Below are 21362 nucleotides of genomic sequence, written 5' to 3'. Positions count from 1 at the left end.
GGCCGTGGCGGGAAGGGGTGATCTGGTGAGGGGCGACCTGGACGAGACGCTGGCCCGGCTGGCCCGGCGTGAGGAGGCGCTGCGCCGGCGGGCCAACGACCGTGACGACACCGCACCATTGCCGCTCGAACCCGGGCTCAGCCGCGGCGACGCCCGCAACGCCGGGCCGGGCCGGCACGACGCCCGCCACGCGGGGGCGGACGCCCCGGGCGACGTCGCCGGGTGGGGGCCGGTCGAGGAGGTGGCCGAGGCCGTCCGTCAGGCCGTCGGCGCCTACCCCGGACTGGCGGTGACCGTGCAGGTGGAGCACGAAGGGCGGACGTACCCGTTGCGGGTCTCCTGGGACGGGCCGGACGTCACGGTCGGGCCGGTCCCCCCGGCGGCCCCGGTGGAACCCCCGCCGGCCTGGCCGCTGTCCGGCCGGACGGTGCCCGCCTGGGTGCCCGGCACGGACGGGCTGACCCCGGACCCGGCGGCCCGGTTGGCCGAGCTGATCCGGCAGGACCCGTCTCTGTTGGACGGGCTGGATCCGCGGCGCTGACCGGCGGGGCTGGCTGCTGGCGGCTACGGTCGGGCAGTGGCGCAACCCGACCTGACCCTGACTGCTTGCCTACGGCCGGCCGCGCTGGACGCCCGACGAGGCATCGTGCGACTGCACCCGGAGGCGCTGACCGCGCTGGGGCTGCGTCCCGGCGACCCGGTCCGGCTCGCCGGCCGCCGGGAGACGGCCGGGATCGTGGCGGCGGCTGCGCCGGGTGCGAGCAGCGCCCTGCTGTACGCCGACGACCTGACGTTGGGCAACCTGGGCCTGCGTGACGGCGGTCAGGTGCGGGTGACTCCGATGCAGCTCGTCCCCGCGAGCCGGGTCATCCTGACCGGGCCGGTGGAGGTTGTCGCGGCGGTCAGCCCGGAGATGCTGCGGCTCGCCCTGCTGGGCAAGGTGCTCACCTCCGGCGACGACGTGTCGCTGCTGCCACAGGACGTGCTGCCGGACGCCTCGGTACGCAGCCTGGTCGAGGCGGCTCGACGCAGCCTCGCCAACACGGTCGGTTTTGCCTGGACCAGCACCCTGCTCACCGTGGTCGCGGTCGAGTCGGCCGCCGGCGCGCTGGTCACCATGGACACGGTGGTCGCCTGGGAGCACGGCCAGGCCACCCACGGCGGGCCCGCCCCGGCCGACGCGGCGGCGACCCGGCCACGCGGGACGGCCGCCGGGGCCCCGGCGGTGAATCCGCCTGACGACGCACCCGACGTGGACGAGTTGCCCGGTCTGCGGGCCCAGGCCGAGGAGTTGACCGAGCTACTCGACCTCGGCTTCCATCACCGGGAGGTGTTGGGCCGGCTGGGCACCACCATCTCGTTGGGGGTGCTACTCGTCGGCCCGGCCGGTTCCGGGAAGTCGGCGCTGGTCCGGGCCGTCGCCGCCCGGGTCGGCGCCCGCGTCCACCCCCTCTGGGCGCCCGAGGTGGCTGCCCTGGCCAACCAGGCCGCCGCCGACCGGTTACGCGCCGCGGCCACGGCGGCGGCCCAAGCTGGCGGGCCGGCGGTGCTGCTGGTCACCGACGTCGAGGCGCTCGCACCGGCGGACGATCCCGGCCCGGTGGCGACGGTGTTCCGCCAGGTGCTCGCGGAGAGCATCCGCGCCGGTGTCGCCGTGGTCTGCACCACCGGCCGGCCTGAGGCGGTCGACCCCACACTGCGCGCGCCCGACCTGCTGTCGCTGCGGATCAGCATCCCGCTCCCCGACCCGGCGTTGCGCCGCGAACAACTCACCGTGCTGACCCGGCAGGTGCCGCTGGCTGACGACGTCCGGCTGGACGAGGTGGCCGCGCGTACCCCCGGGTTCGTCGCGGCGGACCTGGCCGCGCTGGTCCGGGAGGCCGGGGTACGCGCGGCGCTGCGGCAGAAGGCCGCCGAGACGCCAACGGTGTCGATGGCCGACTTCACCGCCGCCCTGGAGGTGGTGCGGCCGACCACGATGGCGGCATCCACCCTGGATCTGGCCTCGGTGACTCTGGACGACGTGGGTGGCCTTGACGAGGTCAAGCAGACGCTGACCGAGTCGGTGCTGTGGCCGCTGACCTACCCGGACACCTTCGCTCGGCTCGGGGTGCAACCGCCACGCGGCGTGCTGCTCTACGGGCCACCGGGCTGCGGCAAGACGTACCTGGTCACCGCTCTGGCCGGATCGGGGCGGGCCAATGTGTTGTCGGTGAAGGGTGCGGAACTGCTCTCCAAGTGGGTCGGCGAGAGCGAACGCGCGGTCCGTGAGCTGTTCCGCCGGGCCCGGGAGGCGGCCCCCACCCTGATCTTCCTGGACGAGGTGGACGCGCTGGCACCGGTACGCGGCCAGGCCACCGACGGGGGCACCACGGACCGGGTGGTCGCCGCGCTGCTCACCGAACTGGACGGGGTGGAGACGCTGCGCAACGTGGTGGTGGTCGGCGCGACGAACCGGCCCGACCTGATCGACCCGGCGCTGCTGCGGCCCGGCCGGATGGAGCGGCTGGTCTACGTTCCACCGCCGGACGGGCCAGCCCGTGCGGAGATCCTGCGGGCCGCGTCCCGGCAGGTGCCGCTGGCAGCGGACGTCGACCTGGTGGCCCTCGGCGACGAGCTGACGGGCTTCTCCGCAGCGGACTGCGCGGCGCTGGTCCGGGAGGCCGCGCTGGCCGCGATGCGTGAGTCGCTGGCTGCCGCCACGGTCACCGCTGAGCACGTGGCGAGCGCGCGGGCACGGGTACGCCCGTCGCTGGACCCGGCTCAGGTCGCCTGGCTGGCCGCGTACGCCGCCGATCGGTCGTGAGCAGAGAAAGCTGAGTGGCAAGTCAACCTTTCGCCGCGCCCAGGGGGTTCCTAGGACGTCATCTTCCCCAGTGGAGTCATCCACTCAGACGTCAGGCGGTGCTCCTTGCACAAGCTGTTCTCTCTTCTCGTCGTCCCGCTGCTGGCGGCGGCGACCCTGTCCACGGTCGGCTCACCGGCGGCAGCGCACCCGACAAAGCCGTTCCCGGCCCGGATCGCCCTGCCCAACGGCTTCACTCCCGAGGGGTTGACGATCGGTCACGGCACGACCGTGTACGTCGGGTCCATATTGGACGGCGCGGTGTGGCGTGGTGACTTACGCACCGGGCGCGGCTCCGTGCTGATCCCCGGCACACCCGGCACCGACAAGGCGGGCCTCAAGCTCGACCAGCGGGGCCGACTCTGGACCGCCGACTTCTCCGGCGGCGGCGCCAGCGTGTACGACGCCGGCTCCGGCGCCAAGCTGGCCCACTACCAGTTCACCGACGTGCCGGGCAGCTTCGTCAACGACCTGGTGATCACCGACCGGGCGGTCTACTTCACCGACTCCGCGCTGCAGGTCCTGTACGTGGTGCCGCTGGGCCCGGGTGGTCGCCTGCCGGCCCCCAGCGCCTTCCGGGTCCTGCAGCTCACCGGCCCGGCCGCGACGCCGGACGCCTACCACAACGGGATCGTGGCGCTGCCGGACGGCGATCTGCTGGTCGCGCAGATGCTGCCCGGCCGGCTGGTACGCATCGACCCCCGTACCGGCGGCAGCCGCCTCGTCGACCTCGGTGGCTACTCGGTGGAGCGGGCCGACGGGCTGGTGCTGCGGGGGCGCACCCTCTACGTGATCCGGAACCTGACCAACGTCATCGCGGTGGTCCGGATGAACGCCGGTTTCACCGCCGGGGTGGTGCAGCGGGAGATCACCGGCCCGCAGTTGCGGGTGCCGGCCACCGGCGACCTGCTCGGCTCGGCGTTGTACGTGGTGAACGGTCGGTTCGACGTGGAGTCGACGCCGAGCACCGACTACGACATCGTCCGGGTTCCCGCCTGATCTGTTCGGTCGGCGGGGGCCCCCACGGTCGCCGCCGACCGGCCCCCGGGCGCGACGGAAAGGCTCAGAGCGCGGGCGGCGTCGAATCCAGGCAGATCTCGGCGCGCACCTTGCCGCCCTCCTCGTGCAGTTTCGCCCCGCACTTCTCCAGCACGGCGACGGCACCAACGTTGTCCCTGGTCGTCTCGGCCACCACGGCCCGCATGCCCGCCCGAGCGGCGGCATTCAACAACTCCCGCAGGGCAGCCGCGCCGATCCCCTGTCCACGTGCCGAGCGGCCGAGCCACATTCCGGTCTCCACCGTGCCGGGCTCGTCACAGCGCGTCATCCGCACCATGCCCATCACCTCGCCGCCGACGAGGACCGCGTACATCTGCGAACGGGTGGCGCCGTCCAGCCCGCCGAAGCTCGCCCGGTGAAACTCGCGGAACGCCTCGCGGCGGGCGAGCGACCAACCGGCGGGAGCCTCGACCGGAGGCATGACATCACCGGGCTCCGCCTCGGCAGCCGCTACGGAGAGCAACGGCTCCAGGTTCTGCTCGTCCACCGGCTCCAGCCGGACCGCACCCGCCACGTGCCGCAGTCTGCCGCCCTCATCGGCCGAAGTCCACCCCATTGGCCATCCACTGGCGGTCCGGACACCGGTACCGGCCGGTCGGTCGGCCGGGGTGTTCCACATCACGCTCTGTCGTCACCCGACCGGGGTATCGGGGCGCTCAAATCGCCGGGTCGAACTCGCAGAACACCACCGACGCGTCGTCGGTGGGCTTGTGCCGGCGCAGCCGATCGGCGTGGTCGCGCTCGGCGTCCCGGACCCGGTCGATCAACGCGCCGGGCCCGTTGGCGCTCAGCAGGTCCAGCAGGCCGGCCCAGTCGGTCAACCCGAACTGCTCCACGGCGCTGGACGCACCGTCACTGAGCAGAGCCGCCCTGCGTATCGCCGCCGGGCCTCGCCGGGGCATCGTCCCGGTCACCGCGTGGAAGGCCGCATCCGGGTCGGAGGCCGCCACCCAGTACCCGTGCGTGCGGTTCATCCGCTCCCGCTGGACGCCCACGGCGTGCCGGAACCGCGTGACCGGGTCCGTCGCACCGCCCGGCACGGTGGCCACTGTCTCCCGCAGCTCCGCCATCGCCACGTCCAGCCGGTTGTCGGTCACCACGCTCACCTGACCGCCGGCGTCCAGGACCAGCGGGCTGTCGCAGAGCACCAGATAGTCGACCTGGTCCCCACAGTCACGCAGGAGGCAGACCGTGCTGGACGGGGTGCCGGGATGGTCGAGATCGCACTGCCCGCCGTGGTCGGCGCGGACGGCGAGGATGGCCGCGGCCAGGTTGCTGGTCAGCCGGGCCGCCGGGCGGACCGCCTCGGCCACGCCGAGCCGGGCGGCCAGGTGTCGGACGTACCACTCCGGCCCGTGCACGCAACCGGTGTCGAAGCCCTCCGGCACTGTCGCGCCGTCCAGGACGCCGACCAGCGGACCGAAGCGGAAGACCAGGTCCTCGTTGACCTGCCGGCCCGGGGCCGGTGCGGACGCGGAGCTTGCCCGCATCATCCGCACCGGCCCCGCCGCGCCGACCGGGTCAGCGCTGCCGAAGGTCGTCGGCGGCCGCATGCGCCTCCCCCTGCACCTGGCCGGTGGCCGAGCGGCCCTGGTCGCGTACCGCGGACACGCCCTGCTGGGCGCTGGACCGCACCGACTGCGCCGCCTGCTGCGCGGGCTCCCGCAGGTTGTCCTGCATCTGGTGGCCGACCTGGCTCGCCTGCTCGCGCAGCTCATCGGAGTGCTCACTCACCATGCTCCGCGCTCGTCCGGCCAGTTGCCGCTCGCGCCCGCTCGGCGGGATCAGCGAGGCGGCCAGCAGACCGACGCCGAAGGCGACCAGCCCAGCGGCCATGGGGTTGCCCTGAGCCCGCTCACGGGACTGGTGCCCGAGCGATCGGGTCTCGTCGCGTACGGAGTCGGCCATGTGCGACATCCGCTGGCTGGCCTCCTGCCCCATGTGGTTCGAGCTGCCCATCACCTTCTCCTTCGCTCGGGTGAACGCGCCGCGAGCCTCTCCGACACGGTCACCGGCGATCCGACGCGGGTTGACCTTGCCGGTCAGCGCGTCGACGTCACTGCTCAACTCGTTGCGGGTGGTCTCGATCTCCCGCCGGATCCGATCCGGATCACTGGACATGACCTGCTACCTCCCGACTCGTTCACCGACCCCGCAGGGCGTCCGGCATTTCCCGGGCCGTCTGCTTCGTCCGGGGCAGGACCGCACGCGCCCGCTTCAGCTGGGTCCGGGCGTTGAGGAAGAGACCACCGGCCACGGCGGCCCAGAGGACCGCGACGATCAGCGCCGCCCACCCCTGGTCCATCGTGTTGGACAGCCCCCACCACACGGCGTACGACACGAAGAGCACTGCCAGGAACCCGGCCACCCCTGCGCCGCCGAACATGCCGCCGGCCTTGCCGGCCTGACTGACCTCCTCGCGGAGCTCGGCCTTGGCCAGCTCGACCTCCTTGCGCACCAGGGTGGACACGTCCCGGGTCACATCGCCGAGCAGTTCGCCGACCGAAGCCTGGGTCCGTTCCTTCTCGGGGGCACTCACGGGGCCACCCCGCCGGGCAGGTCCCGCCCCGGTCGACCGTTGGGCGAGACGTTCTGCGCCCGTGCCGTCCCCACGTACGGCTGCTGACCGTCCTCCGGCGGTGCGCCCTGCGGCGCCCGGGAGGCACCGCCCGCGCTTCCACCTCCGCCGTTACCGGAGGCCGGAGCGGTCAGGCCGCGAGTGAGCCGGCCGACCAGCAGTCCGGCCACCGCCGCGCCCGCGAGGAAGGTCCCCGGGTGGCGCCGCGCGTACGTGCGTACATCGTCGAGCACCTCGCCGGGCTCACGCTCGTCGAGCCAGCCGGCGGCCTGCTGGGCGGCGTCAGCCACCCGGCGTACCGCTTGACCGGCCAACCCGGAGTCGCCGTCCCGTTCGGCCATCGAACTGAGGTTCTGACCCAGGTCACGCAGGCCCTCGGCGGCTCGCCGCTGCTGCGTCTGCGCCTGTTCCCGAAGCTGCCCGGTGGCCTCACCGGTCAACTGCCGGGCCTGTTGTCGCGCCTCGGCGGCCACCTGCCCGCCCTGCTCAGCGGCGGTGTGGGCGACCTGACCCCCGGCCTGCGTGGCCTGCTGGCCGACTCGGGAGGCCTCCTGCCGGGCCTGCTGTCCTCTACCGCTCGGAGATCCGCTCTGATTCGTTGCCGTCATACCCCGCTCCCTTCCTGAATCCGGGGTCGCGTGGCGACCCCGGAACACCACCCGCCTACCCGCCTGGCCAGTCGGCATGCGGTAGGGCCGCCGGCCAGGGTGCGAAGAGCGGAAGCGGAGGCGCCAACGGGAGGAACAGGCCGAGTGCCCCAGCAGGGGTGCGGTGCGGTCAGCGGCGGCGGTTGCGGGCGCGCGACGATCGCAGCCGGCGGAGCCGACCGATCAGCAAGGGTTCGGCGGCCAGCGCGGCCGGATTGTCCAGCAGCCCGTTCAGCAGTTGGTAGTACCGGGTCGAGGAGACCCCGAAGGTGTCCCGGACGGCCTGCTCCTTCGCACCGGCGTGCCGCCACCACTGCTGCTCGAAGGCGAGGATGGCGAGTTCCCGTGCGGTCAGCTGGGCCGTTGGCGCGGCGGGCTCGGCGTCTTCCCCGTCGTCCGGCGCGAGATCGTCGGTGCTCTCGACGGATGGTGCCGGCCGCGGAGTCGGGACGGTGGGCCCGCCACCAGCCGCCGCGACGCCCGGGTGAGCCTCGGTGGACGGCTCGGGGGCGGTCGGGGTGGTGTCGGCGGGCATGGCACTCAGCCTAACCAGGGTCGACCAGGGTCGCAGCAGCCGGCGCGGCCGGCCCCGCACCGTCGGGAATCCCGACGGCCGGGCCGGCCGCGTCGCTTCGCTGTGGTCAGGAGATGTCGCGGCGACGCATCGCCCAGATCGCCGCCCCGAGGATCACCACCACCCCGACCGACAGCAGTACGGACGACTGCTGCCAGGTGATGTCCAGGGTGGCCGGTTTGCACTCCCCGTAGTAGGTCGCGTTGCAGGAGTTCCAGTCCTGCAACGTCACGGTCTTCGTCATCCAGGCCAGCGCGTACGTGGGCAGCAACCATGCCTCGGCCCACCGCACGCTCGCCATCGCCAGCAGGATGCCCAGGCCGAACTGGCCGACCACCATCACCGCCACGACACCGCCAAGAGCCATCGCGGTGTGCCGACCCAGCGAGGCCAGCGCGAACCCGATGGTGGTGAGCACCAAGACCAGCACCACACCGCGTACCCCGGTCAGCATGAACGACTGCCAGACCCCGGAGGTCACCTTCTCGGTGCTGCCCCGGAACGTCGCGACCGCCCAGAACCCGGCGAACCAGAGCACCGCGGCGGGCAGCGTCACCGCCAGGATGCCGGTGAGCAGCGCGGCCAGCTTGGTGAGGAGTACGGTGACCCGCTTCGGCCGCCAGAGCAGCAGGTTCATCATGCCGCCGGTGCTCCACTCGGCACCGACGAAGGACGCGCCGACCACGAACCCGACCAGGGCGAGGATCGCCGCGAACGGGATCAGCGTCTCGGCGAACGTCTCCCGGAAGTCGAACGTCGAGGGCAGGAACCACTGCGCCTCGATCTGGTCCCGGGGCGGCGGCGTGATCACCGAGCAGTCGTCGGGGTAGCGGCCGTCGTTCGGCGTGCCGGCCGTCTTGGCCTGCTCACACGCGACGCGCTCCTGCTCGCTCCAGCGCACCTGATCCTGGTACTGCTGGTCGGCTTGGCGTTCGGCCTTGGCGAGCTGGCCGGCATCGATCTTCTGGTTGGTGAAGAACACCCCGACCACCACCGCGGCCAGCACCAGCAGGCCGAGCAGCGTCATGTAGCGGGTGAAACGCCGCTTGGCGAGCCGGCGCAGCTCCGTACGAAAGAGGCTCACGCGCCCCACCCTCCCCCGGTGGCACCGGGCTGACCCGTTCCACCGACCTTCATGGACTCGTCGACCTGCCGGTGCTGCCCGGGTACCGGCGCGGTGGCGGTCAGTTCGAGGAAGACGCTCTCCAGATCGACGGCGATCGGAGCCAACTCGCTGACGTAGAGGTTGTGCTCGGCGAGCAGCCGCGTCACCGAGGCCGGCTTGTCGACGCCGGCCAGCATCAGGTGGTCCGGGTGCGGGGTGACCCGGATCCCCGCCTGGGTGAGCGCCTCGCTGGCCGCCGGCAGGTCGCTGACCGCTTCCAGCCGGATCCGGACCGCATCGGACGAGTGCTGCGCGAGCACCTCGTCGACCGGGCCGAAGGCGACCCGCCGGCCCAGCGAGATGATGGTGACCGAGTCACAGATCAGCTGGATCTCGCCGAGGATGTGGCTGGACAGCACCACGGTCATCCCGGATTCGGCGAGGGTGCGCATCAGCGTGCGCATCTCCCGGATGCCGCCCGGGTCGAGGCCGTTGGCGGGCTCGTCGAGGATGAGCAGCTTCGGGTTCTTCAGCAGGGCCGAGGCGACGGCGAGCCGCTGCTTCATGCCCAACGAGTACGTCTTGACCCGCTCGCCGGACCGGTCGCGCAGCCCGACGAGCTCCAGCACCTCGTCGACCCGGGTGGCCGGCACCTCGCCCGCCCCGGCCAGCAGGGACAGCGTGTCCCGTGCCGAGAAGTGGGGGAAGAACTGCGGGCTCTCCACGATCGCGCCGACCTGACCGGCGACCGTGGGCAGCGCGTCGGGCACCTCGTGCCCGAGCAGCGCCATCCGGCCGCCGTCGGGCCGGATCAGGCCGAGCAGGGTACGCAGAGTAGTGGTCTTGCCTGACCCGTTGGGGCCCAGGAAGCCATGCACCTGCCCTGCGTCGACCCGCATGTCGAAGCCGTCGAGCGCGTTGCGGGTGCCGCGTCGACGACTCTTGTACGTCTTACGTAGACCTTCGATCTCCAGGACAGCTGGCAAGCTGCACCTCCCCCGATGGGTGGGCGTGACAGCCGACACCATACGCGGTATGCAGGCACGCGCAATACGCGGTATGTATCGACGCGCCGAACGGGCTACTTCATCGACGCAACGTGACCGCTCAGGCGCAGACGACCTGCACGCCGGCAGCGCGGAACGCGTCCACCACCTCCGGGGCGGCGCCGGAGTCGGTCACCAGCGTCTCCACCCGCTCGACCGGGCAGATCCGGGCGAAGGCGTGACCCCCCAGCTTGGACGAGTCCGCGATGATCACCACGCGTTTGGCGCGGGCCACCATCAGGTTGTTCATCGCCGCCTCCCCCTCGTGGTGGGCGGCGGCACCGAGCTGCGGGTCGATCGCGTCGACGCCGAGCAGCGCGACGTCCAGGGTGACCTCACGCAGCAACGCCCCGCCCAGCGGGCCAACCAGTTCGAACGACTTCGGGCGTACCACCCCGCCGGCCACCACGACCTTCATCCGAGACCGGACCAGCAGCTCGTTGGCGATGTTCAGCGCGTTGGTCACCACGGTGAGCTGGGCACCCTCGGCGCTGGTGTTCAGGTCCGGCCGGACGGCGAGCGCCCGCGCCACCTCGGTGCTGGTGGTGCCGCCGTTCAGCCCGACCACGGTGCCCGGTGTGACGAGTGCCGCGGCAGCCGCGCCGATCCGCTGCTTCTCGGCGGAGTGCTTGGCCGTCTTGTAGCGCAGCGGCAGGTCGTACGAGACGCCGTTCGCGACCGCGCCGCCCCGCGTCCTCGTGATCATCTGCTGCTGGGCGAGCTGGTCGAAGTCACGCCGGATGGTGGCCTGGGAGACGTCCAGCCGCTCGGCTGCCGCCTCGACGCTGACGCGGCCGTTGTCAGTCAGCATCTCGAGCAGCGCGTTCCATCTGGCGTACCGGTCCACCTCGGGGGCCCCTCCCAGTGACTGCACGGACGGTGATTGATTGCGTGCACACTAGTGCGCAAAACTAGGCTTGCGCAAAAGACTGACCTGCGCGATCGGCCGGTCGGTTGCCACGGCCACCCGGGTTCGCGCAGAATGACGCGCGAAACACGGGTCTAACGAGCCGTATTGCGCACCGGTCGCCCCTGCGAGGAGTTTCCCATGGCGTACGTGGACGCGGAGATCGCGAGCCAACCCGACTGCTGGCGGGAGGCGGCCGAACTGGCCGGCGTCGTCCACGGTGACCTCCCGCGCCCCGGTGAGCGCGTGGCCGTCGTCGGTTGCGGCACGTCGTGGTTCATGGCGATGGCGTACGCGGCCCGCCGCGAGCAGGCCGGCCAGGGCGAGACCGACGCGTTCCAGGCGTCCGAGTTCCCCGCCGGGCGCCGCTACGACCGGTTGATCGCGATCACCCGCTCCGGCACCACCACAGAGGTGCTGGAGCTGCTCGCCGCGCTGCGCGGACGGACGCCCACCACCGTCATCGTCGGCGACCCGGCGTCCCCTGCGGTCGAGCTGGCCACCGCTGCGGTGACCATGCCCTTCGCCGACGAACGGTCAGTGGTGCAGACCCGCTTCGCGACAACCGCGCTGGCCCTGCTCCGCGCCCACCTCGGTGACCCGGTGGCCGCGCTCGCCGCCGACGCCGAAGTGGCGGTGCGCTCCCCGCTGCCGATCGACCCGGCCACCATCGAGCAGGCCACCTTCCTCGGTCGAGGGTGGACGGTCGGGTTGGCCCAGGAGGCAGCGCTGAAATGCCGCGAGGCGGCCACCTTCTGGGCTGAGGCGTACCCGGCGATGGACTACCGGCACGGACCCATCTCGGTCGCCGCGCCCGGCCGGCTGGTCTGGGCGTTCGGCGAGCTGCCCGACGGGCTGCCCGAGGATGTGGCCGCCACCGGCGCCGCCTTCGTGCACAGCCGCACGCACGGTTGGCGCACGGTGCTGGGCAGTTGGTCCGCCGGTCGTACCCCGGTCGACCCGATGGCCGACCTGATCCTGGCTCAACGTTTCGCGGTCGCGCTGGCGACCAGCCGGGGCCTCGACCCGGACGCGCCCCGGCACCTGACCCGGTCAGTGGTGCTGGCGTGAGCGAGCGCGTGGTCGTCGCGCTGGACGTCGGCGGCACCGGCATGAAGTGCGCCCTGGTCCGGCCGGACGGTGTCGCGGTAAGCACCGTGCGGCACCCCACCGACGCCGCGCGTGGCCCAGCCGCCGTGGTCGACACCATCCTCGACGTCGCCGAAGGGCTGGCCGACAAGGCCCGTGCCGACGGGCTCACCCCGATCGCGGTCGGCATCGCCGTGCCCGGGGTGGTGGACGAGGCGCGCGGAGTCGCGGTCTGGTCGGCGAACGTGGGCTTCCGGGACGTACCCCTGCGGGACCTGGCGGCGACGCGGCTCGGCCTGCCGACGGCGCTTGGCCACGACGTGCGGGCCGGTGGCCTCGCCGAGGCCCGGCTCGGCGCCGGCCGCGGCACCGGCCACGTGCTCTTCGTGGCGATAGGCACCGGCATCGCCGCCGCGCACGTGGTCGACGGCGCGCACGTCGTCGGCGCCCACGGCGCCGCGGGGGAGATCGGCCACATTTTGGTACGTCCCGACGGCCCGCGCTGCGGCTGCGGCCGGCCCGGCTGCCTGGAGGCGGTCGCCTCCGCCTCCGCGATCGGCCGCCGCTACGCCGAACTGGCCGGTGCGACAGCTGACGCTCCGGTGACGGCGGCCGAGGTGGCCGAGCGGGCCGCTGCCGGAGAACCGCTCGCCAGCCAGGTCTGGCAGGAGGCGGTCGAGGCGCTCGCCGACGGCCTCGCCACCGGGCAGGCGCTGTTCGACGTGGCGACGATCGTGCTCGGCGGCGGCCTGGCCCAGGCCGGGGACCGGCTGCTGACCCCCCTGCGGGCAGCGCTGCACGAGCGGATGACCTTCCACCGGGAGCCGCGGCTGGTCGCGGCAGCCCTCGGCGACGAGGCCGGCTGCCTCGGAGCTGCCCTGCTCGCCCTGGACGCCGTGAGCGTCCGTAACCATCAGGAGAAGCGATGACCGTACGGGTCAACGGCCAAGTGGTGACCCCGACCGGTGTCATCCGACAGGGCTGCGTCGAGTGGGACGGGGATCGGATCACCGCCGTGGCCGAGTACCCGTCGGTCCGGGACGGGCACTGGATCCTGCCCGGCTTCGTCGACATGCACACGCACGGCGGCGGTGGGCACACCTTCACCACCGGGGATGCCGACGAGGCCCGGGCGGCAGCCGACTTCCACCTCGCCCATGGCACCACCACCCTGCTGGCCAGCCTGGTCAGCGCGCCCTTCCCGCTGATGCGCGCTGCCACCGAGGCGTTCGCCCCGCTGGTCGACGAGGGTGTGCTGGCGGGCGTCCACTTCGAAGGGCCCTACCTCTCCGCCGCCCGCTGTGGCGCGCAGAACCCGGAGTTCCTGCGCGATCCGTCGACCGACGAGCTGACCGAGCTGATCGAGCTGGGCCGGGGCGCGATCCGGATGGTCACCCTCGCCCCCGAGCGCGACGGCGCACTGGAGGCGATCAAGCTGCTCACCGCGCAGCGGGTGGTGGCGGCGGTGGGCCACACCGACGCCACGTACGAGCAGACCCGCGCCGCGGTCGCCGCCGGCGCCAGCGTCGGCACCCACCTGTTCAACGGCATGCGGCCCGTGCATCACCGCGAGCCGGGCCCGGTGGTGGCCCTGCTCGACGCGCCCACCGTGATCTGCGAGCTGGTCGCCGACGGGGTGCACCTGCACGACGGCATGCTGACCTTCGCCGCCGCGACCGCAGGCCCGGACCGGACCGCGCTGATCACCGACGCGATGGCCGCCGCCGGAATGGCCGATGGCGAGTACGAGCTGGGCGGCCAGGCCGTCACGGTGGCCGACGGGGTGGCCCGCCTCGCCCGCGACGGTGCGATCGCCGGCAGCACACTGACCATGGACGCGGCGCTGCGGCACGCCGTGAACGCCGGGATCCCGATCGCCGACGCGGCACGGATGGTGGCCACCACCCCGGCACGGGCCATCGGCCTGGGCGACCGGTTGGGCTCCATTCAGGTTGGCCTCCGTGCCGACCTGGTAGTGCTGGACGAGGACCTGAACGTGGTGCGAGTGCTGCGCGGAGGCTCCTGGGTGGAGTGACCCCGGCAGCGGCCGCCGTGAGCCGGCCCGCTGCTGCCGCTGTTAGCCAGGCCGCTACCGGCCGCGCCTGTTGCGCGGCCTGTCGAGCTGCCCCAGATTCGGGGCAGACAGGCCACATGGCCGCAGACAAGCCACATGGCCGCAGCCTGCCTCACGTGTGGGGCAGCTCGACAGTGCGCCTAGAGAGCCTTTGGAGCTGAATCGTCTACGACATCAGCTCCAAAGGCAGCGGCCCAGGCCCCGGACAACCAGGCCCCGGACAACCAGGCCAGGTCTTAGCTCAGGTCGGGGACGTCCACGCCGAGGACGGCCTGCTCGTCGGGGCGGTGCACCAGCACGTCGGCCAGGTACGACTGGACCGCGTGGCGCATCCCGACGTCCCGGGCGGCCTGCTCGGACAGCAGCCACTTGTGCTCGATGATCTGCGCGAACAGCTCCTGCGGCTCCAGCTTGCGGCGCAGGTGCGCGGGGACGGCCCGGACCACCGGCTCGAAGACCTCGGTGAGCCACCGGTGCGCCGCCTGCTGCTCGTCGGTCAGGTCGCTCTCCGCCCGGTAGGCGTCCAGGTCGTTGAGCAGCTTGCGGGCCTGGTTCTCCTCGGCGTCCAGACCGGTCAGCCGCAGCAGTCGCCGGGTGTGGTAACCGGCGTCGACCACCTTCGGCCGGACCAGGTAACGCCCGTCGTCGATGGTCGACATCGCCACCTCGGCCACGTCGAAGCCCAACTCGTTGAGGCGGCGGATCCGGCCCTCGATGTCGTGCCGGGCCTCCCGCTCGACGGCCTGCTCGTAGGTGATCTCGTGCCAGAGCCGCTCGTAGCGCTGCACGACCTCCTCGCAGACCACTTCCGGGTCGATGGACTCGTGCAGCAGTCCGGCTGCCTGCAGGTCCAGCGCCTCGCCGAAGATGTTCACCCGGGCGATCTCCAGGTCCTCACCGCGCTGCCCGTTGGAGAGTGAGTTGTGCAGCGCGCCCGTCTCCGCGTCCACCAGGTAGGCGGCGAACGCGCCCGCGTCCCGCCGGAACAGCGTGTTCGACAGCGAGCAGTCGCCCCAGAAGAAGCCGGTCAGGTGCATCCGCACGATCAGGGCGGCGAGCGCGTCGAGCAGTCGGCTCATCGTCTCCGGCCGCAGGGTGTGCGAGAAGAGCGCCCGGTACGGCAACGAGAACTGCAGGTGCCGGGTGATCAGCACCGACTCAAGGGGCTCCCCGTCCTCGGTCTGCCGGTCGGCGACGACCGCCACCGCCTCGACCGAGGGAAAGTCGATCCGCTCCAGGGCCCGAAGCAGGTCGTATTCCCGCTCGGCGATCCGCTCGCGGGTCTCCTTGAACGCATAGACGTACTCACCGAGCCGGACGAACCGGACAATGTGTCGGGAGATGCCCTGCGGCAGGGCGACCAGGTGCTGGGCAGGCCACTCCTCCAGCGGTGTCGACCAGGGCAGGTCGAGCAGCGCCGGGTCCACGAGGGCAGACGTGATCCGCACGGGCACAAGCATGACGCCTCGCCCCTCGCATCGCCTCTCATCGTGGCTGGGCCCACAGCGCGGACGCCACGGCCTCGCGCCGGGCCGGTAGCGTGGTCCCGTGCTCAAACCCACGGCGGTACGACGTGACCTGCGGCTACGGCCCGTCCGCCCGGCCGGCTGGTGGTTCGACGCGCTGCTGCTGGTCGGGTTGGTCGGGTTGACCGTGGCACTCGCCGCGGACCAGCTCTTCGGGCTGGACCGGGCGATCGCCGACTGGGCCGACGGGCATCGACCAACCACCGCTTACTGGGTGGCCCGGGTGCTGAACCTGCTCGGCCAGGGCACCCCGTTGACGTTGATCGCGGCCGGGTTGGGCGTGCTGCTGGCCGTCCGGCTGCGGTCGGTGCGGCCGATCCTGCCGCCGGTGGTCGCGTTCGTGCTGACCTATCTGACCATCGGCCCGTTCAAGGTGTGGACCGCGCGCGCCGCACCGAGCGCCAGCGTCAAGGAACCGTTCCTGCCGCCCGAGCAGACCCTGCCGCTGTTCCACGACGATCTGCCGGTGCGATTCGCCCAGTCCTACCCGTCGGGGCACGTCGCCAACGCGATCGTCTGGTACGGGGTCATCGCGCTGCTACTCGCCCCGCTGGCTCGCAGCTTCGGCCGGCAACTGCCGGGCCGGCTGATCACCGTGATCCGCATCGTGCCGCCGCTGGTCGTCCTCACCACCACCACATATCTCGGCTGGCACTGGCTGACCGACTCGGTGGCCGGGCTGCTGCTGGGGCTGATCCTGGACCGGCTGCTGCACCGGGTGCCCTGGGACGATGTGCCGCTCCCCGGCCGGCTACGCGCATGGGACCGGCCGTTCACCTCGTACCCCTAGGTTTCGGTCCGTGAATCAACTGGCGCGGCGGCTCGGAGTCGGTCGCACCACTCTGGCGATGGCCCGCCGCCGCGACCTGCCCGGCGCGCTGGCCGCCGTGCACCCGGTGCACCAGGTGCCGCACCGCGCCGAGTTGGTGGTGGCCGCCGTGGTGATCGTGGTCGTGCTCCTCGGCGACATACGGCAGGCGATCGGCTTCTCCGCCTGCACGGTGCTCGTCTACTACGCGATCACCAACGCGGCGGCGCTGACCCTGGGCCGGGACCCGGACCGGCGGATGCCGGTCCGGGTCCTCGCCGGTCTGGGCCTGGTCGGCTGCCTGCTGCTCGCGGTCAACCTGCCGCTGAGCAGCGTCCTCGCCGGCTTCGGCGTGCTCGCCGTCGGCGCCGCCGGTCAGCGACTCAGCCGCCGGTAGCGGCGCACTGCCAGCGGGGCGAACGTCGCGATCAGGAGCAGCGGCCACACCACTGCCAACAGCATCGCGTGCTCCGCCGGCCAGGAGTCGCCACCCAGGCCCGGATTGCCGAACAGTTCGCGGATCGCCGCGACGGTGGCCGACAGCGGATTCCACTCCGAGATCGCACCGATGACCGGCGGCATCAGCTCCGGCGACACGAAGACATTGGAGATCGCGGTGAGCGGGAACGCCGCCGGGAAGACGATCACCCCGACGGTGTCCGGATTGGGGACCAGCAGCGCCAGGTAGATCCCGATCCAGGTGATCGCCACTCGCAGCAGCAGGAGGAGCCCGACGGCGAGCAGAGCTTTTCCGACGCCATGTCGCCACTGCCACCCGACGAGCAGGCCACAGACCAACAGGGTGGACATCTCCAGCAGGGCGCGGAGCAGGTCGGCGGCACTGCGGCCGGTCATCAGGGCGGACCGGGCCATCGGCATCGACCGGAACCGGTCGACGACACCTCGGCTGAGGTCCAGCGCCACGCCACTCGCGGTGGCGCCAAGGCCGTACAGCATCGTCATCACGAAGACCCCGGGCAGCAGAAACTCCCGATAGTTGCCGCCGCCCGGCACCTGCATACCGCTGCCGAACACGTACCCGAAGACCAGGACGAACATGATCGGCAGCGAGAAATAGAGGATCAACTCCTCCGGCGCGCGGATCACGTGGATCATGTTCCGCCTGGTCATCGTCCAGCCGTCGGCGATCGCGGTGGTCATGCCACGTCCGCCTTTCGGCCGGCGCCCACGGACTCACGGGCCTCATCGGGCCGGTGTCCGGTCAGGTGCAGGAACGCCTCGTCCAGCGTCGCGCGCCGCAGGCCGATGTCCTCGACCGCGATTCCCGCCTCGTCCAACGCACGCACCACGTCGACCAGCCCGGCAACCCGGTCGGCCACCGGGACGCTGAGTCGCCGAACCTCCGGATCACTTTCGGGCTGGGTGCCGCAGATCGGCGCGACGATACGGGCAGCCCGGGTCAGGTCGGCCGCGTCGCGCACCACCACCTCGATCCGGTCACCACCGGTCATCGACTTCAGCTCGTCCGGGGACCCCTCGGCCACCACCCGCCCGGCGTCGATCACCGAGATCCGGTTGGCGAGCTGATCGGCCTCCTCCAGGTACTGCGTGGTGAGAAGAACCGTGGTGCCGTCCGCGACCAGCGTGCGCACGAGCTGCCACACCTGGTTGCGACTGCGTGGATCCAGGCCGGTCGTCGGCTCGTCGAGGAAGAGCACGCGCGGCGTGCGGATCAGGCTCGCGGCGAGGTCCAGCCGGCGGCGCATCCCACCCGAATACTCACCGGCGGACCGACTCGCGGCCTCGTCGAGCCCGAACCGTTCCAGCAGTTCGCCGGCTCGCTGGCGGGCAGCCCGTCGGCCGAGCCGGAACAGCCGACCGAACAGCTCCAGGTTCTGCCGGCCGCTGAGGGTCTCGTCGACCGCGGCGTACTGCCCGGTCAGGCCGATCCGGGCACGCACCTCGTCCGGCTGACGCAGCACGTCGAACCCGGCCACGGTGGCCCTGCCGGCGTCGAAGCGCAGCAACGTGGCAAGGATTCGTACGGCCGTCGTCTTCCCGGCGCCGTTCGGCCCCAGTAGTCCGTACACCGTGCCGGCCGGCACGGTCAGGTTGAACGTGTCAAGCGCGCGGGTCGGGCCGTACCGCTTGCCCAGACCCTCGGCGACCACCTCGAATGTCGTCATGCCCCCACGGTGCGGTCGGGCGCTGACGGGTCACGCACCGTCCACTGACGGCGGCGTGCCGCCGGATTCGGCCTTCTCCGCCTCGGTGATGCCCGCAAGGACGGAGACGATCTCCGAACGCGTGGCCTCGCCGACATACCAGCCGGTGAGCCCGCCGGCCAACGCCTCTTCGCAGAGCCGCCTCGCCTCGACGAGATCTCCGCGCAGCCGTGCCACCTGCGCAAGGCCGAGCCGGGCACCGGACACGAACTCCGGTGCACCGCTGCGCTGCGCCAGGAGCAGCGCGGCGGCGAAATCATCGCGCGCCGCGGCAAGGTCACCGGCGCGCAGCCTGATCTCGCCCCGGGTACGCAGCATGTCGGCCTGGTCGACGAACGATCCGAGTTCCTCGGCCAGTCCCATGGCCTCATCCATGTGGGCGCTCGCCGCCTCCGGATCACTCCGCCAGGCGGCGAGTTCACCGAGCGCACCAAGTGTGATCATGGACCCCCACCGGTCCCCGGTGCTCCGGAAGCCGTCAAGCGCGGTGACCAGCGCGTTCCTGGCCCGGTCCCACTGACCACTCCACATCTGTGCCGAGCCGCTGCCCATCGCACCGAGCGCGTTGATCCAGACGTCCGAGCCGACCAGCCGCCGCAGCTCCCGCATCAGCTCGTCGACGTGCTCGGCGCCGCCGGGCGGCGGGCCGGTCGAGATTCCCGACAGATACAGCAGGAACGGTTGTCGAGGCGCCCGGTCGAGGCTGCGGATCACGGACTGCTGCGTTCCGAGGGAGGGCAGCTGGCTGGAACCACTGAGCGAGGCGTTGTAGACGCAGAGGGCGAACTCCTCGCCGAGCCCTGGCGGTGCTTCGGCGCCGAGCACGTCGAGCACGTCGGCGGCCAGCCGGGCCCCTTCCCCGCGCATGCCGCGCAGCCACCAGTAGAAGGAGAGGGCCGCGACCAACCCGGCCGCGTCGGTCGCGTCACCAGCCGCGGTGGCACGGCGTAGCGCCGCATGCAGGTTGTCCCGCTCAGCGTCGAGCCGCCGCAGCCAGTGCAGCTGTTCCGCTCGCCGAAGGTGGTCGCTGGCGGTCCAGGCGAACTCCAGGAAGTACGCGGTGTGCGCACGGCGCAGGTCGTCGGCCTCGCCGGCTTCGGCGAGACGCTCGGCGCAGAAGGCCCTGACCGTCTCGAGCATCCGGTAACGACCGCCGGTCATCTCCACGAAGGACTTGTCGACCAGACCGGTCAGTGCGTCGACGAACTCGGCGGTCGGCAGGCGGGACACCCGCTGCGCCGCCTCCAGCGTGGCCCCGCCGGCGAAGACGGTCAGCCGTCGAGCCAGTCTCCGTTCGGCATCGTCGAGCAGGTCCCAGCTCCATTCGACCACGGCCCGGAGCGTGCGGTGTCGCGGCGACGCGGCCCGGCTGCCCATCGACAGCAGCCGGAACCGATCGTCGAGACGGGCGGCCACCTCGGCGATGGGCAACGACCGTAGCCGCGCGGCGGCCAACTCGATCGCCAACGGCAGGCCGTCGAGGGTCAGACAGATCCGCAGCACCATCTCGACGTTGGCCGGCGTGACGGTGAAGTCGGGTGCGACGTCAGCGGCTCGTTGGGCGAAGAGGCTGACCGCGGCGTAGTCGTCGGCGTCCGGCGCCGACGCGTCCGGCGGCGGCAGGGTGAGCCCGGACAGCGGGCACAACGCCTCACCGGCCAGCCCGAGCGGCTCCCGACTCGTGGCCAGGACGCGCAGCCCCGGGCACGCGCTCAGCAACCGTGCGGCCAGCCGGGCGGCGTCGGCGATGACATGCTCGCAGTTGTCGAGGACGAGCAGCAGCTCCCGCTCGGCGAGCGCCTCGACCAGTCGGTCGGTCGAACGCCGGCCCGGCTCGGCCGGGGCGCGCAGGCCCGCATCGCGCAGGCCGAGCGCGCTCAGCACCGCCTGCGGTACGTCCGCACCGTCGGCCAGCCCAGCCAGCTCGACGAAGCGGACCTCGCCGTCGAGATGGCCCGCGGCCTCGATCGCCAACCGCGTCTTGCCCGCTCCTCCCGGGCCGGTGAGGGTGATCAGCCTTCGCTCGCCGAGCAACTCCCCAACGCGCGTGAGCTCGTCCTCCCGCCCGACGAACGTGGTGAGCTGGCTTGGCAGTGCCTGTTCGGCTGTCCCGCGCACGGCCGGGCGTTCCTCACCGCGCAGCACAGCCAGGTGAATCGCGGCCAGCGCCGCCGACGGATCGGCACCGAGCTGCTCGGCCAGCGTGCGCCGGGCGCCCTCGAACTCGGCCAGTGCCTCGGCCGGCCGGCCCAGTGCGGACAGGGCGCGCATGAGCTGGCCCCGCGACCGCTCCCGCAACGGGTGCGCGACGACCAGTTCCCGTAACTCGGCGACCAGCGCGGCGTGCGCGCCCAGCGCCAGGTCCGCCTCGATCCGATCGTCGACGGCGGCCAGCCGCAGTTCCTCCAGCCGTGCCGCCTGCGCGGGTGCGCCGGACGCGTCGAGGACATCGGCCAGGGCAGGGCCGCGCCAGAGCTCCAGCGCCTCGCGCAACACGGTCGCCGCGCGGGGCCAGTCGCCGCCGGCCAGCGCGCTGCGCCCCGCCTCGGCGAGCCGCTCGAACCGGTACGCGTCGACATCACCGGGATCCACGGCGAGGCGGTAACCGGCCGGGTGGAACTCGACCGGGTTCTGGTGGGCGGGCAGAGCCTGACGCAGCCGCGACACCTGGGACTGGAGCGCGTTGGCCGCGCCCCGGGGCGGATGCTCGCCGTACAGGCCGTCGATCAGCCGCTCCGCGGACACCACCCGGCCCGCGTCGAGCAGGAGCAGCGCCAGCAGCGCGCGAAGCCGCGGACCGCCCACGGGGATCTCGCGCCCGTCGGCCAGCAGCACCTGGGTCGGCCCCAGGATGCGAAAACGCATGACACCGATTGTCGCTCACGACCAGCTTGTTCCCGCTGCCCGGTCTGGCGGGA

At 72.4% G+C, this 21362-nt stretch carries 20 protein-coding genes and 1 pseudogene; 8 read left to right on the top strand and 13 right to left on the bottom strand.

The annotated features are described in order from the left end of the window. Positions 1–25: 25 nt before the first annotated feature. From ABZT18_RS12745 to ABZT18_RS12735, 3 genes are all read left to right on the top strand, one after another. Positions 26–541: a hypothetical protein gene (locus ABZT18_RS12745; protein WP_355251345.1), complete on the top strand. Its 516-nt coding sequence runs from the start codon at positions 26–28 to the stop codon at positions 539–541. A 36-nt stretch (positions 542–577) separates the two neighbouring features. Continuing rightward, positions 578–2806, top strand: coding sequence for an AAA family ATPase (locus ABZT18_RS12740; protein ID WP_355251342.1), 2229 nt, complete (start codon positions 578–580; stop codon positions 2804–2806). 105 nt (positions 2807–2911) lie between these two features. Next, a complete protein-coding gene (locus ABZT18_RS12735; RefSeq protein ID WP_354994493.1) occupies positions 2912–3844 on the top strand; it encodes a superoxide dismutase in 933 nt (310 codons plus the stop codon). Positions 3845–3908: 64 nt separating this feature from the next. Here ABZT18_RS12735 and ABZT18_RS12730 read toward each other — a convergent pair whose 3' ends face one another. From ABZT18_RS12730 to ABZT18_RS12690, 9 genes are all read right to left on the bottom strand, one after another. After that, positions 3909–4418 (bottom strand): GNAT family N-acetyltransferase, encoded by a 510-nt coding sequence (locus ABZT18_RS12730; protein WP_355251339.1) that lies wholly within the window; start codon positions 4416–4418, stop codon positions 3909–3911. A gap of 142 nt (positions 4419–4560) precedes the next feature. Continuing rightward, a complete protein-coding gene (locus ABZT18_RS12725) occupies positions 4561–5457 on the bottom strand; it encodes a hypothetical protein (protein ID WP_354994495.1) in 897 nt (298 codons plus the stop codon). Further along, complete coding sequence (locus tag ABZT18_RS12720; RefSeq protein ID WP_354994496.1) at positions 5426–6025, bottom strand: DUF3618 domain-containing protein; 600 nt, start codon at positions 6023–6025, stop codon at positions 5426–5428. Before ABZT18_RS12720 ends, ABZT18_RS12725 begins: the two co-directional genes overlap by 32 nt. Before the next feature lie 22 nt (positions 6026–6047). Beyond that, positions 6048–6443 carry a phage holin family protein gene (locus ABZT18_RS12715; RefSeq protein WP_354994497.1) on the bottom strand — a complete coding sequence of 132 codons (396 nt, stop codon included), beginning with the start codon at positions 6441–6443 and terminating at the stop codon, positions 6048–6050. Continuing rightward, positions 6440–7090 carry a hypothetical protein gene (locus ABZT18_RS12710; RefSeq protein ID WP_355251336.1) on the bottom strand — a complete coding sequence of 217 codons (651 nt, stop codon included), beginning with the start codon at positions 7088–7090 and terminating at the stop codon, positions 6440–6442. The genes ABZT18_RS12715 and ABZT18_RS12710 overlap by 4 nt, the downstream gene beginning before the upstream one ends. A 169-nt stretch (positions 7091–7259) precedes the next feature. Further along, entirely contained in the window at positions 7260–7664 is a 405-nt protein-coding gene (locus ABZT18_RS12705; RefSeq protein ID WP_354994499.1) for a DUF3263 domain-containing protein, read from the bottom strand. Positions 7665–7770: 106 nt separating this feature from the next. After that, positions 7771–8787 (bottom strand): ABC transporter permease subunit, encoded by a 1017-nt coding sequence (locus ABZT18_RS12700; protein ID WP_354994500.1) that lies wholly within the window; start codon positions 8785–8787, stop codon positions 7771–7773. After that, positions 8784–9794, bottom strand: coding sequence for an ATP-binding cassette domain-containing protein (locus tag ABZT18_RS12695; protein ID WP_354994501.1), 1011 nt, complete (start codon positions 9792–9794; stop codon positions 8784–8786). Before ABZT18_RS12695 ends, ABZT18_RS12700 begins: the two co-directional genes overlap by 4 nt. A gap of 121 nt (positions 9795–9915) precedes the next feature. Further along, entirely contained in the window at positions 9916–10701 is a 786-nt protein-coding gene (locus tag ABZT18_RS12690; protein ID WP_053654382.1) for a DeoR/GlpR family DNA-binding transcription regulator, read from the bottom strand. Positions 10702–10902: 201 nt separating this feature from the next. Here ABZT18_RS12690 and ABZT18_RS12685 point away from each other — a divergent pair, with 201 nt between their 5' ends. Genes ABZT18_RS12685 through nagA form a run of 3 tightly spaced genes read left to right on the top strand, consistent with a single transcriptional unit; the run spans position 10903 to position 13885 of the window. Next, on the top strand, positions 10903–11832 hold the full coding sequence (locus ABZT18_RS12685) for an SIS domain-containing protein (protein WP_354994502.1): 930 nt from the start codon (positions 10903–10905) through the stop codon (positions 11830–11832). Next, complete coding sequence (locus ABZT18_RS12680; protein WP_355251333.1) at positions 11829–12779, top strand: ROK family protein; 951 nt, start codon at positions 11829–11831, stop codon at positions 12777–12779. The genes ABZT18_RS12685 and ABZT18_RS12680 overlap by 4 nt, the downstream gene beginning before the upstream one ends. Then, on the top strand, positions 12776–13885 hold the full coding sequence (gene nagA, locus ABZT18_RS12675) for an N-acetylglucosamine-6-phosphate deacetylase (protein ID WP_354994504.1): 1110 nt from the start codon (positions 12776–12778) through the stop codon (positions 13883–13885). The genes ABZT18_RS12680 and nagA overlap by 4 nt, the downstream gene beginning before the upstream one ends. A 275-nt stretch (positions 13886–14160) precedes the next feature. Here nagA and ABZT18_RS12670 read toward each other — a convergent pair whose 3' ends face one another. Beyond that, the gene (locus ABZT18_RS12670) at positions 14161–15384 is read right to left on the bottom strand and encodes a DUF4032 domain-containing protein (protein WP_355251330.1); all 1224 of its coding nucleotides are present in this window, start codon (positions 15382–15384) and stop codon (positions 14161–14163) included. Between the two features lie 118 nt (positions 15385–15502). Between ABZT18_RS12670 and ABZT18_RS12665 the strand changes: the two genes are divergently transcribed. Next, positions 15503–16240, top strand: coding sequence for a phosphatase PAP2 family protein (locus tag ABZT18_RS12665; protein ID WP_355251419.1), 738 nt, complete (start codon positions 15503–15505; stop codon positions 16238–16240). Positions 16241–16274: 34 nt separating this feature from the next. After that, a pseudogene (locus tag ABZT18_RS12660) lies at positions 16275–16655 on the top strand (amino acid permease); the annotation flags it as partial. Here ABZT18_RS12660 and ABZT18_RS12655 read toward each other — a convergent pair. Genes ABZT18_RS12655 through ABZT18_RS12645 form a run of 3 tightly spaced genes read right to left on the bottom strand, consistent with a single transcriptional unit; the run spans position 16634 to position 21309 of the window. Beyond that, positions 16634–17419 (bottom strand): ABC transporter permease, encoded by a 786-nt coding sequence (locus ABZT18_RS12655; RefSeq protein ID WP_355251327.1) that lies wholly within the window; start codon positions 17417–17419, stop codon positions 16634–16636. The pseudogene ABZT18_RS12660 and the gene ABZT18_RS12655 sit on opposite strands and share 22 nt — an antisense overlap. After that, on the bottom strand, positions 17416–18405 hold the full coding sequence (locus ABZT18_RS12650; protein WP_354994507.1) for an ATP-binding cassette domain-containing protein: 990 nt from the start codon (positions 18403–18405) through the stop codon (positions 17416–17418). Before ABZT18_RS12650 ends, ABZT18_RS12655 begins: the two co-directional genes overlap by 4 nt. 30 nt (positions 18406–18435) lie before the next feature. After that, complete coding sequence (locus tag ABZT18_RS12645) at positions 18436–21309, bottom strand: BTAD domain-containing putative transcriptional regulator (protein WP_355251324.1); 2874 nt, start codon at positions 21307–21309, stop codon at positions 18436–18438. Positions 21310–21362 lie beyond the last annotated feature (53 nt).

The organism is Micromonospora sp. NPDC005291, from assembly GCF_040607415.1.
Taxonomy (GTDB): domain Bacteria; phylum Actinomycetota; class Actinomycetes; order Mycobacteriales; family Micromonosporaceae; genus Micromonospora.
Note: the sequence above shows the minus strand (reverse complement) of the source record. Positions and strands in the feature narration are given on the sequence as shown.